General features: G+C 70.1%; 9 protein-coding genes. 6 read left to right on the top strand and 3 right to left on the bottom strand.

Annotation, left to right across the window (positions count from 1 at the left end; translation table 11 throughout):
• The first annotated feature begins 90 nt into the window (after positions 1-90).
• The 4 genes from xdhA (at position 91) to ACV22Z_RS20040 (ending at position 5,182) form a co-directional block, all read left to right on the top strand.
• Entirely contained in the window at positions 91-1,674 is a 1,584-nt protein-coding gene (gene xdhA, locus ACV22Z_RS20025; protein ID WP_448078033.1) for a xanthine dehydrogenase small subunit, read from the top strand.
• Between the two features lie 13 nt (positions 1,675-1,687).
• Complete coding sequence (gene xdhB / locus ACV22Z_RS20030; RefSeq protein WP_448078034.1) at positions 1,688-4,045, top strand: xanthine dehydrogenase molybdopterin binding subunit; 2,358 nt, start codon at positions 1,688-1,690, stop codon at positions 4,043-4,045.
• A 1-nt stretch (position 4,046) separates the two neighbouring features.
• Positions 4,047-4,682: a xanthine dehydrogenase accessory protein XdhC gene (xdhC, locus tag ACV22Z_RS20035; RefSeq protein WP_448078035.1), complete on the top strand. Its 636-nt coding sequence runs from the start codon at positions 4,047-4,049 to the stop codon at positions 4,680-4,682.
• Positions 4,683-4,780: 98 nt separating this feature from the next.
• Positions 4,781-5,182, top strand: coding sequence for a nuclear transport factor 2 family protein (locus ACV22Z_RS20040; RefSeq protein ID WP_448078036.1), 402 nt, complete (start codon positions 4,781-4,783; stop codon positions 5,180-5,182).
• A 136-nt stretch (positions 5,183-5,318) separates the two neighbouring features.
• Here ACV22Z_RS20040 and ACV22Z_RS20045 read toward each other — a convergent pair whose 3' ends face one another.
• From ACV22Z_RS20045 to ACV22Z_RS20055, 3 genes are all read right to left on the bottom strand, one after another.
• A complete protein-coding gene (locus tag ACV22Z_RS20045; protein WP_448078037.1) occupies positions 5,319-6,269 on the bottom strand; it encodes a LysR family transcriptional regulator in 951 nt (316 codons plus the stop codon).
• Positions 6,270-6,345: 76 nt separating this feature from the next.
• Positions 6,346-6,984, bottom strand: a complete 639-nt coding sequence (locus tag ACV22Z_RS20050; RefSeq protein ID WP_448078038.1) for a 2-hydroxychromene-2-carboxylate isomerase — start codon at positions 6,982-6,984, stop codon at positions 6,346-6,348.
• A 226-nt stretch (positions 6,985-7,210) separates the two neighbouring features.
• Positions 7,211-8,638 carry a TAXI family TRAP transporter solute-binding subunit gene (locus ACV22Z_RS20055; protein WP_448078039.1) on the bottom strand — a complete coding sequence of 476 codons (1,428 nt, stop codon included), beginning with the start codon at positions 8,636-8,638 and terminating at the stop codon, positions 7,211-7,213.
• A 459-nt stretch (positions 8,639-9,097) separates the two neighbouring features.
• Here ACV22Z_RS20055 and ACV22Z_RS20060 point away from each other — a divergent pair, with 459 nt between their 5' ends.
• Together ACV22Z_RS20060 and ACV22Z_RS20065 are read left to right on the top strand one after the other, a co-directional pair.
• On the top strand, positions 9,098-9,463 hold the full coding sequence (locus tag ACV22Z_RS20060) for a BON domain-containing protein (protein WP_448078040.1): 366 nt from the start codon (positions 9,098-9,100) through the stop codon (positions 9,461-9,463).
• A 112-nt stretch (positions 9,464-9,575) separates the two neighbouring features.
• Positions 9,576-11,675 carry a D-(-)-3-hydroxybutyrate oligomer hydrolase gene (locus tag ACV22Z_RS20065; protein WP_448078041.1) on the top strand — a complete coding sequence of 700 codons (2,100 nt, stop codon included), beginning with the start codon at positions 9,576-9,578 and terminating at the stop codon, positions 11,673-11,675.
• Positions 11,676-11,735: the final 60 nt, after the last annotated feature.

The following is an 11,735-nucleotide window of genomic DNA, read 5'->3' on the forward strand; positions in this document are numbered from 1 at the left end:
GACGGTGATAGCGTTCAAACTGTCAGAGAAGACGACGGTCTGCCGCATCGGCGCGGGCCGTGTTGCCCAACTTGAAGAGCGTTACGAGACATGAGTGAGCCGATCCGTTTCTATCATCGTCATGCGATCCGCGAAGTCGGCGGCGCGGACGTCACCCGCACCGTGCTGCAATACCTGCGCGAGGACGCGCATTGCACCGGCACCAAGGAAGGCTGCGCGGAAGGCGACTGCGGCGCGTGCACGGTCGTCGTCGGCGAGCTGACCGACGCGGGCACGGTCGCGTTCAAGGCCGTCAACGCATGCATCCAGTTCCTGCCGACGCTCGACGGCAAGGCGTTGCTGACCGTCGAGGATCTGCGCCAGCCGGACGGCTCGCTGCACCCCGTGCAGCAGGCGATGGTCGACTGCCACGGTTCGCAGTGCGGCTTCTGCACGCCCGGTTTCGTGATGTCGATGTGGGCGCTGTACGAGAAGCACGGCCATGAGGGCTGCGCCGGCGCAGGCGCCTGCGGCGCGAAGGACGTGCCGACGCGCACCGAGATCGCCGACGCGCTGACCGGCAACCTGTGCCGCTGCACGGGCTACCGCCCGATCGTCGATGCGGCCGTGCAGATGTTTGACGCGGCCGGCGAAGGTGCGCCGCCGCCGTCTGCGCCGGTCGACACCGCAGCGCTCGCGCGCACGCTCGCGTCGCTGAAACGCGACGGCACGTTCGACTACGAGATCGGCGGCGCGCGCTTCGCCGCGCCGCGCACGCTCGACGCGCTCGCCGCGCTGAAGGTCGAGCGCCCTGACGCGCGCATTCTCGCGGGCAGCACCGACATCGGGCTGTGGGTCACGAAGCAGATGCGTCGGCTCGACGACCTGATCTACGTCGGCCAGGTCGCCGAGCTGCAGCGCATCGTGCACGGCGACGACTGGATCGAGATCGGCGCGGGCGTCACCGTCGAGGAGGGTTACGCGGCGCTCGCCGGCACCTATCCGGAGCTGACCGAGATGTGGAAGCGCTTCGCGTCGCTGCCGATCCGCAATGCGGGGACGCTCGGCGGCAACGTCGCGAACGGCTCGCCGATCGGCGACTCGATGCCGGGGCTCATCGCGCTCGGCGCGCGGGTGGTGCTGCGCGGCGGCGACGTCGTCCGCGAGCTGCCGCTCGAGGCGCTCTACACGGGCTATCAGCAGAAGGACATGGCGCCGCACGAATTCGTCGTCGGCGTGAAGGTGCCGACCCGCAGCGGCGCGCGCGCGAAGCTGCAGTTCCGCACATACAAGCTGGCGAAGCGCTTCGACTCGGACATCTCGGCCGTGTGCGCGGCGTTCGCATTCATCGCGGACGGCGACACGATCCGCGAGCCGCGCATCGCGTTCGGCGGGATGGCCGCGACGCCGAAGCGCGCGACGCACACGGAAGGCGTGCTCGACGGCGCGCCGTGGCACGAGGCGACCGCGCAGGCCGCGATGCAGGCGCTCGAGCGCGACTACCAGCCGCTCACCGACATGCGCGCGACGAGCGCCTATCGCCTCGAAACCGCGAAGAACCTGATGTACCGCTTCTGGCTGGAGACGCGTCCACACGATCCGCTGCCGCCGCAGGCATTGAGCGTGCGCGAAGTGGCCGCAGAATCGTCCGGAGAGGCAGCCGGAGAAGCAGCCGCAGAATCGGCGCGCGCCTGACGGAGAACACACGATGAACAAGCAAGCCGAACCGTTCCTGAACACCCTCGACGCGCAGGTCGACGACGCCGCGCAGGTCCACATTTCGCGTCCGCATGAATCCGCGCACCTGCACGTGAGCGGCCGTGCGACCTACACCGACGACATCCCGCTCGTCGCCGGCACGCTGCACGCGGCGCTCGGCCTGTCGACGAAGCCGCACGCAAGGATCGTGTCGATGAACTTCGACGCGGTGCGCGCGACGCCCGGCGTCGTCGCGGTGTTCACGGCCGACGACATTCCGGGCGTCAACGACTGCGGCCCGATCATCCACGACGACCCGGTGCTCGCCGCCGGCATCGTGCAGTTCGTCGGCCAGCCGATGTTCATCGTGGTCGCGACGTCGCACGAAACCGCGCGCCTCGCCGCGCGCCGCGCGAAGGTCGACTACGAGGAGCTGCCCGCGATCCTGACCGCGAAGGACGCGCGCAAAGCCGAAACCTACGTGATCCCGCCGCTGAAGCTCGCGCGCGGCGACGCGGCCGCGCACCTCGCCGCCGCGCCGCACCGCCACGAGAGCGAGATGAATCTCGGCGGCCAGGAGCAGTTCTATCTGGAAGGCCAGATCGCGTACGCGGTGCCGAAGGACGACGACGGCATGCACGTGTACTGCTCGACGCAGCACCCGAGCGAAATGCAGCACCTCGTCGCGCACGTGCTCGGCGTCGCGTCGCACAACGTGCTCGTCGAATGCCGCCGGATGGGCGGCGGGTTCGGCGGCAAGGAATCGCAGTCGGGGCTGTTCGCGTGCTGCGCGGCGCTCGCCGCGTGGAAGCTGCTGTGCCCGGTGAAGCTGCGTCCGGACCGCGACGACGACATGATGATCACCGGCAAGCGGCACGACTTCGCGTACCGCTTCGACGTCGGCTACGATGACGACGGCCGCATCGACGGCGTGTCGCTCGACATGACGTCGCGCTGCGGCTTCTCGGCCGACCTGTCGGGCCCGGTGATGACGCGCGCGGTCTGCCACTTCGACAACGCGTACTGGCTGCCGAACGTGTCGATCGCCGGGTACTGCGGGAAGACCAACACGCAGTCGAACACCGCGTTCCGCGGCTTCGGCGGCCCGCAGGGCGCGTTCGCGATCGAATACATCGTCGACGACATCGCGCGCGCGCTCGGCCGCGATCCGCTCGACGTCCGCTATGCGAACCTGTACGGCAAGACCGAGCGCAACGTGACGCCGTACGGCCAGACGGTCGAGGACAACGTGCTGCCCGAGCTGCTCGCCGAACTTGAGGCGACGAGCGACTATCGCGCGCGGCGCGCGGGCGTGCGCGCATTCAACGCGCGCAATGCGGTGCTGAAGAAGGGCATCGCGCTGACGCCGGTGAAGTTCGGCATCGCGTTCAACGTCACGCACTTCAACCAGGCCGGTGCGCTCGTGCACATCTATACCGACGGCTCGGTGCTCGTGAACCACGGCGGCACGGAGATGGGGCAGGGGCTCAACACGAAGGTCGCGCAGGTGGTCGCGCACGAGCTCGGGATCCGCTTCGAGCGGATCCGCGTGACGGCGACCGACACGAGCAAGGTTGCGAACACGTCGGCGACGGCCGCGTCCACCGGCTCGGACCTGAACGGCAAGGCTGCACAGGATGCCGCGCGGCAACTGCGCGAACGGCTCGCGGCGTTCGCGGTGAGCCAGTACGGCGGCGGCACGGTCAACGCGGCGGACGTGCGGTTCGGCAACGATACCGTGTGGGTCGGCGACCGAGGCGTGCCGTTCGGCGAGGTGATCGCGAAGGCGTATCTCGCGCGCGTGCAGCTGTGGTCCGACGGCTTCTACGCGACGCCGAAGCTGTACTGGGATCAGTCGAAGCTGCAGGGCCGGCCGTTCTTCTACTACTCGTACGGCGCAGCCGTGTCGGAAGTCGTGATCGACACGCTGACCGGCGAGATGCGCACGCTGCGCGTCGACGCGCTGCACGACGTCGGCGCGTCGCTGAACCCGGCGCTCGACATCGGCCAGGTCGAGGGCGCGTTCATCCAGGGGATGGGCTGGCTCACGACCGAGGAGCTGTGGTGGAACGCGGGCGGCAAGCTGATGACGCATGCGCCGTCCACGTACAAGATCCCGACCGTCAACGACACGCCACCCGAGTTCAGCGTGCGGCTGTTCGAGAACCGCAACGTCGAGGACAGCATCCACCGGTCGAAGGCCGTCGGCGAGCCGCCGCTGTTGCTGCCGTTCTCGGTGTTCTTCGCGGTGCGCGACGCGATTGCGGCGGTCGGCGACTATCGCGTGAACCCGCCGCTCGACGCGCCGGCGACCGGCGAGTCGATCCTGCGCGCGGTGCAGGCCGTGCGCGCGGCGCGGGCAGGCTGACATGAACGGCGCACCGCGCTCCGCTCGTCCGCTGCACGTCGAGGGGCAGGGTCCCGCCGAGGCGCTCCCCCGCGGAACCGGCCGGCGCAACCGCGCGACGGGCACGCCCGTGCCGATGCACATCGTGCTGTTCGGCGCGGGGCACGTCGGTCATGCGCTCGTCACGCTGCTCGGCGCGCTGCCGTGCGTCGTGCAGTGGGTCGACACGCGCGACGAGCTGTTCCCGGACGAATGCCCGCCGAACGTGCAGCCGGAGCCGACCGACACGCCGGAGGCGATCGTCGACGAAGCGCCGCCGGGCGCGTACTTCCTCGTGATGACGCACAACCACGCGCTCGATTTCGCGCTGGCGGAGCGGATCATGCGGCGGCGCGATTTCGCATATTTCGGGATGATCGGCTCGCGCACGAAGCGCGTGAAGTTCGAGCGCCGGCTCGTCGCGCGCGGCGTCGACCCGGCGCGGATGCGCGACATGGTGTGCCCGATCGGCATCGCGGGCATCGTCGACAAGGCGCCCGGATCGATCGCGGTCGCGGTTTGCGCGGAGCTGCTGCAGTCGCGCGCGGGCGTGCCCGTGGCCGACGTGAAGGCCGCCGCGTCGGGCCGCTTGCCGGACGACCTGTCCTGCTTGCGGTGAGCGCGCGTCGCGTCGTGGCGCGACCCGACGCCGTCGCGCACTTTTGCCTACACTGGCGGATCGCGCGGCAGCGGGCCGCGCTTTTCCGTCAGGTGACCATGTCTGATTCCCAAGTCTTTATCGACGTGCTCGACGCGAGCCTCGTCACGATCGAGCGCTGGCTGTCCGGCGCCGATACCACGCCTGCCGCGCTCGACGCGCTGATCGCACCGTTCGCCCCCGGCTTCACGATGATTGCGACCAACGGCCGCGAGTTCGACCGCGACGGCACGCGCGACCTGTTCGCGACGCTCGCCGGCGCGAAGCCGGGGCTGCGCATCACATTGTCGGAGATCCGCGTGCTCGCGTCGGACGACCGGCATGCGGTGATCACGTATCTCGAAGCGCAGCACGCGGAGGCTGGCGAACTGCCCGCGCGGCGCGCGACCGCAGTGTTCGAGCGCGACGCGGCGGGTGACGTGCGCTGGACGCATCTTCAGGAAACGTTCTGCACCGCGTGAGCGGAACCCGTGCGCCCGGGGCGCACAAACGGCGTGGCGTGGCGTCGCCATGCAGCGCAACTTTCACCGAAACTGAACACGAATCGGCACACGAACCGGCGCGCGCGAATGGCGAATCGCGCGGCGCCGGCGTGGGTCAGCGCTTGCGCGCGCCGCGCGCGGCGGTCAGCTCGCCCGATACGCTTTGCATCAGCGCGCGCAGCCACGCGATGTCGGTGGGGCGATCGGGCTGCGGATGCGTGAGCAGGTAGCTGCGGATGCGCGGAAACGGCACCGGCGGCGCGACGACGACGAGCGGCAGCATCTGCGCGTAGTGCATCGCGAAGCGCCGGGTCGTCGTGAAGATCAGGTCGGATTGCAGCAGCACCTGCGGCACGAGGCCGAAATACGGCAGCGTCGTGACGATCCGCCGCGTGAGGCCCGCGCGCGCGAGGCCGATCTCGATCGCGTTGCGCTTGTCGCCCGTGTACGGCGTCGGCGCGAGATGCGCGGCGTTCGCGTACGCGTCGCGCGTCAGCGGCTCGCGCGCGAGCGGATGCGAATCGCGCATCAGGCAGACGATCGTGTCGGAGAACAGGTCGTCGCGCGCGAAGCGCGGGTCGGGCTTCGGCCAGTTGCCGATCACGAGATCGAGCGCGCCGGATTCGAGCGCGTCCGCGTGATCGAGCGCCGGGTTCAGCGAATCGATTTCGAGGTGCGCATGCGGCGCAGCGTCGCGAAAACGCGCGATCAGCGTCGGCATGAAGAAGTCGTTCAGGTAGTCGGGCGCGGCGACGCGGAACGTGCGGCGCGCGGATTCGGGCGCGAACTCGCCATGCGGCGTCGCGATGAAGTCGACCTCGCGCAGCGCGCGCTGCGCGGCGTCGAGCAGCGACGCGCCATATTCGGTCGGCACCATCCCCGACTTGCCGCGCACGAGGATCGGGTCGTTCAGCGTCTCGCGCAGCTTGCGCAGCGCGGTGCTGATCGCGGGCTGCGTCTGGTTCAGGCGCAGCGCGGCCTGCGTGACGCTGCGCTCGAGCAGCAGCGTGCGCAGCACGCGCACGAGCCAGATGTCGAGCGAGGCGGTACGGTCGTCTTCTTCCATTGCGGGGGGCGATTCGGGCGAAACGTAACCTTACCGCAGCCGCGCTTGCCCGTGCGTGATGGCCGGTATCAGACGCTCAGACGCGGCCCTTCGGCAGTGCGCTGATGCGCTTCACCTCGCGCGATTCGAGCCAGGTCGGCGTGCGCGCGCAGTACAGCACCATCGGCAGCGCGTCCTCGCCCCAGAACAGCTGCTTGTTCATCCAGAACGTCGGCACGCCGAACACGTCGAGCGCGATCGCGTCGGCGGTATTGCGGCGCAGTTGCGCGACCGTTTCCTCGAACTCGATCAGCTGGTCGCCGTGCCCGACGCCGACCCGTTCGCACAGTGCAGCGAAGCCTTCGGGCGTCGACGGATCGTTGCCGTCGCGCCAGATGAAGCGGAACATCTCGCGCACCGCCTGGAGGTCGGCGCGCAACGCGATCGCAAGCCGTAGCGCCTTGTCGGAATCGAACGGATGCGCGGGCGGCATCTTGAAGCGGATCCCGAGCTGCTCCGCGCGAAACAGCGCATGGCGGTACGTGAAGATGCGCTTGCCGGGCACTTCCGAGCCCGGGCGCTGGCCCCAGTGGCGCTGCAGGTCGGCGAGCGACACCGGGACCGGCTCGAACGGCACGTCCGGCCAGCGTTCGATCTGTTCGAGCAGCAGATAGGAGAACGGCGAGACGAAATCGAAGAACCAGGTGGGCTGGGCGGTGTCGAGGCCGGTGGTCATGGGGTTCTCCTGAGATTGGGGGGGCCGGCCATCCGGGGCCCGCCGTCCGGGGCCCGCCGTCCGGGGGCGGTTATCCGAGGGGCGGCCATCCGAGGGGCGGTCATCCTGCGGCCAGCGTTCCGGGGGGCCGGTGGATCTCCTGCGAGCGTTCCGGCGCGGGCGCCTGGCGGCGGCTTCCATGTTACGCGGCGGCGCGCCGATGCAGCAATGATCGCGGATCGTCCGCTCAGGCGGAACCGGGGCTCGCCCGGGGTGGCGCGCCGTCGTTGCCGGCCGGCGGCGCATGCTCGTGCGTGGCGCCGTGTGGCGTGTCGTGATCGTGCGCGGTCAACCGTTCGCGCACGAAGCCGATGTGCTCGCGCAGCACGTAGAACTGCCCCGCGTACGCGAGCGGCATCTTCATCCGGTTCACCGCTTCCTCGATGTCGTCGAGCCGGTCGAGCAGCTCGACGCGCTCGTCGGCCGTGTGCTCGCCGAGCGCGCTGCGCTCGAGCGCGATCAGCGCGCCGTACCAGCGGTAGATCCGCGAGCGCACGCGCCAGCCGTACAGCGCCGGCACGACCCGCAGCCCGGGAATCAGCACGACGATGAGCGGCACGACGATCACGAGCAGCCGGTCGACGAGGCTCGCGACCCAGAACGGCAGCCGCCGGTACAGGAAGGTCTTGCCCGACTTGTAGTAGCGCCCCGCATCGTCGGATAGCGGGAAGCTGCGCGTGATCGGCGACGGGAATTCGCCCGCGCGCTGCAGGATCGTCGCGTGGCCGTGCACCTCGCGCGCGGCCTCGATCAGCAGGTCCGACAGCGCCGGATGCAGCGTGTCGCGCGCGACCAGCTCGATGGTCGGCGCGACCGTATGGATGTCCGCGGGCGGCAGGTTCCGGCCGAGGTCGTAGACGCCCTCGGGCAGCGTGATCGCGGTCAGGTACGGGAAACGGCGCGCGTACGCTTCGGCTTGCGTGAACGAGTACACGTGCACGCCCGGCGCGCGGAACAGCTTCGCCATCACCGGGATCTGCGTCGAGTCGCCGGACAGGAACGCCGCATCGATCTTGCCGTCGAGCAGCGCCGCGCCGGCATCCTCGCCGGCCGTCAACAGCAGTTCGGTCGCGCCGCCGGGCTCGATGCCGTTCATCTTCAGCAGCGCGAGGCTCAGCTCGCGCGCGCCGCTGCCTTCCGCGCCGAGCGCGAGCCGCTTGCCCTTGAAGTCCGACAGGCGCGCGACGATCGGGCCGCGGTACATGATCGCGAGCGGCACGTAGCCGATGCTGCCGAGCGCGACGAGGTGCTCGTCGCGCACCTTCGGGCCGATGCCGCTCTGCACGAAGCCGACGTCGACCGGCGCGTTCGGGTTGGACAGCCGCTCGAGGTTCTGCGCGGAGCCCTCGGACGACTCGACGTCGAGCGTGACGCCGTTCTTCGCGAGGATCGCCTTGTACTTCTGCGCGGCGTTCCAGTAGGTGCTGCCGGGCGGCCCGGCGGAGATCACGAGCGTGGACGGCGGCGCGGGCTGGATCATCTTGATCGCGAGCCAGACGGCGGCGACCGCGAGCAGCACGGTCGGGCCGACCGACAGCGCGAGGTCGCGCCACGACACCGCGACAAAGCGGGCGAGGATGCGGGGCGGCCGGCGGGGGCGCAGGATGGGCTTCATAAGCGGTCGAGGATCACGCGGGTATCTCGCATCGGCAGCTCGTGGCAACGACGATGCGCATTCGCGGCGATGGTACCCGGTTTCGCGGTGCGTGCGCGAAACGGGTTGCCGTCGGGTCCCCGTCGGGTTGCCGGCGCGGCGTCATCGCCGCGGCGGCAGCGCGGTGCGCCGCGCCGCATCAAAAACTTTGCGCTTCCGCGGGCGCTGGATTACATTGTGCGACGCAGCTGCGCCCGACTCGCGCGACCCGGCACGCCATCAGACCGGGCGCGTTCGGCCGGCGGCTGCCCGGCCGGGCCGGCCCGCATTGCGCGTGGCTCCGCTGCCTGTCCGTCTCGCCTCTCTCGCATCGCCGTGGAAATCACCGGCCGTCCTGCCGCGTTCGCGCGCGCAGTCCGGCTGCCTTTGGGGGTATCCGGCCGCACTGTGCGCGGCCGTCGCGATTCACAAGGAGATGGTATGAAGTCGATCGTATTGAGAGCGTTGGGCGTGGCCGCAGTGGCGGTGTGTCTGTCCGGCAGCGTGTACGCGCAGTCGAGCGAGCCGGCGGCGTCCGAAGCGCCCGCCGCCGCGAAGAGCGCATCGAAGGCCGCTGCCAAGACAGCGAAGCAGGCGAACCGCAAGCTCGGCTATGCGGTGCGCAAGGCGATCTCGAAGGACAACGGCGTCGACGTGTCGAAAATCGTCGTGCGTTCGAAGGGCGGCGCGATCACGCTCGAGGGCACGGTGCCCGACCAAGCCCAGATCGACAAGGCCGAATCGGCTGCGAAGGCCGTTCCGGGCGTGACTTCAGTCAGCAACAAGCTGACCGTCAAGAAGCAATGATGTCCGGGCGGCGCAGGCGCGCCGCCCGCGCTCGCATCCGCACGGGCCTCGGCATGCCGGGGCCCGTGCTCGCTTTGAAAGTCCGATACACATTACGAGAGAGAGGGCGCTGATGACGAGGCTCAGGTGGGGCAGTCGGGTCCTGTTGGGGGCGGCGCTGGCCGCCGCGGTGGCGATGCTCGGTGCCTGCAACGGCGACGAGACGTCGGAAAGCAACCCGTTGCCCGGGTTCGTCGCGGGCAGCGTGCGCACGACGGCCTACGACGGCGCGAGCGATGACCTGCTGACGGCCGGCCTCGGCAAGACGGGCCTCGCGGCCGCGACGCCGCCCGGCTTCGCGAATCCGGCGCGGCCGACGGCGGCCGAGCTGCGCCGACTCGCGATCTGGTCGAACTACCGCGCGCTCGTCGACATCACGGCCAACGGCGGCTACGGCCGCTTCTGGGGGCCGAACGTCGACCTCGACGGCAACGACACGCTCGGCGAAGGCAAGATCGCCGGCACCGAATACCTCGCCTATTCGGACGACGGCAGCGGCCGCAAGAACGTCACGCTGCTCGTGCAGGTGCCGGCCGGCTTCGATCCCGCGCAGCCGTGCATCGTCACCGCGACGTCGTCCGGCTCGCGCGGCGTGTACGGCGCGATTTCGGCTGCCGGCGAGTGGGGCCTCAAGCGCGGCTGCGCGGTTGCGTACAACGACAAGGGCGGCGGCAACGGTGCGCACGAGCTCGGCTCGGATACCGTCACGCTGATCGACGGCACGCTCGCGAACGCGGTGCTTGCCGGCAACGCGAGCCTCTTTACCGCGAACGCGACGAGCAGCGAGCTGGCCGCGTTCAACGCACAATTCCCGAACCGCTATGCGTTCAAGCATGCGCATTCGCAGCAGAATCCCGAGCAGGACTGGGGGCACGCGACGCTGCAGGCGGTCGAGTTCGCGTACTGGGCGCTCAACGAGCAGTTCGGACCGCTGATCGACGGCAAGCGTCACGGCGTGCGCTACCGGCCCGGTGACATCACGACGATCGCCGCGTCGGTCAGCAACGGCGGCGGCGCGGCGCTCGCGGCGGCCGAGCAGGACACACGCAACTGGATCACCGCGGTCGTCGTCGGCGAGCCGCAGATCAACGTGCGGCTCGCGCCGAACGCCGTCGTGCGGCAGGGCGGTGCGCCGGTGCCGTCGTTCGGGCGGCCGCTCGCCGACTACGCGACGCTCGCGAACCTGCTGCAGCCATGCGCGGCGGCGTCGACTGCCCTCGCGGGCGCGCCGTACCTGAGCGCGCTGCCGCCGGCCGTCACGCAGTCGATCCGCGCGCAGCGCTGCGCGACGCTCGCCGCGGCCGGGCTCGTCGCGGGCGCGGACCTGCAGAGCCAGGCCGCCGATGCGCTCGCGCAACTGCACACGGCCGGCTACCTGGCCGACTCCGACCTGCTGCAGGCGCCGATGTGGGATTCGCAGGCGACACCGGCGATCGCGGTGACCTATGCGAATGCGTACACGCGCTCGCGCGTCGTCGACAACCTGTGCAATTTCAGTTTCGCGACGACGAATGCGGCCACCGGCGCGGTCGCGCCGCCGGCCACTTCGCCGATGCCGAACGTATTCGGCGCGGGCAACGGCGTGCCGCCGACCGACGGCATCAATCTCGTGTTCAACACGGGCGCCGCGACCGGCGTCGATCACCGCCTCGCGACGCCCGACGCGAGCTTCGCGGGCGCGGTGTGCCTGCGCCAACTGTGGACGAACGGGACGCTGGGCATGCCCGCGAACGTCGACGCGGTGCGCGTGAACGCGAACCTGCAGGGCAAGCCCGCGATCATCGTGCACGGTCGCAGCGATGCGCTCGTGCCGGTCAATCATGCGTCGCGCGCGTACGTCGCGCAGAACAGCCTCAGCGAAGGCGGGCGCAGCCAGCTCGCATTCTATGAGGTGGCGAACGGCCAGCACTTCGATGCGTTCCTGCCGGTCGCCGGGTTCGATACGCGCTTCGTGCCCGTCCACTACTACGACCTGCAGGCGCTGAACCTGATGTGGCGGCACCTGAAGAACGGTGCGCCGCTGCCGCCGTCGCAGGTGATCCGCACGGTGCCGCGCGGCGGCACGCCGGGCGCGGCGCCGGCGCTGACGGGCGCGAACCTGCCGGCGATCTCGGCGGCGCCGGGCGGCAATGCGATCACCGTGAACGCCGGGGCGATCGACGTGCCGCTATAAGCGCGCGGCATCGTACGCCATTGCACACCGAAAAGCCGGACGCCAGCGTCCGGCTTTTTT

The organism is Burkholderia sp. PU8-34 (assembly GCF_053427725.1).

Excerpts from the sequence above, each read along its gene's own strand:
- ACV22Z_RS20055 (WP_448078039.1), bottom strand. The coding sequence starts at position 8,638 with ATGAAGCCCATCCTGCGCCCCCGCCGGCCGCCCCGCATCCTCGCCCGC.
- xdhC (WP_448078035.1), top strand. The coding sequence starts at position 4,047 with ATGAACGGCGCACCGCGCTCCGCTCGTCCGCTGCACGTCGAGGGGCAG.
- ACV22Z_RS20065 (WP_448078041.1), top strand. The coding sequence starts at position 9,576 with ATGACGAGGCTCAGGTGGGGCAGTCGGGTCCTGTTGGGGGCGGCGCTG.
- ACV22Z_RS20045 (WP_448078037.1), bottom strand. The coding sequence starts at position 6,269 with ATGGAAGAAGACGACCGTACCGCCTCGCTCGACATCTGGCTCGTGCGC.
- ACV22Z_RS20040 (WP_448078036.1), top strand. The coding sequence starts at position 4,781 with ATGTCTGATTCCCAAGTCTTTATCGACGTGCTCGACGCGAGCCTCGTC.
- xdhB (WP_448078034.1), top strand. The coding sequence starts at position 1,688 with ATGAACAAGCAAGCCGAACCGTTCCTGAACACCCTCGACGCGCAGGTC.
- xdhA (WP_448078033.1), top strand. The coding sequence starts at position 91 with ATGAGTGAGCCGATCCGTTTCTATCATCGTCATGCGATCCGCGAAGTC.
- ACV22Z_RS20050 (WP_448078038.1), bottom strand. The coding sequence starts at position 6,984 with ATGACCACCGGCCTCGACACCGCCCAGCCCACCTGGTTCTTCGATTTC.
- ACV22Z_RS20060 (WP_448078040.1), top strand. The coding sequence starts at position 9,098 with ATGAAGTCGATCGTATTGAGAGCGTTGGGCGTGGCCGCAGTGGCGGTG.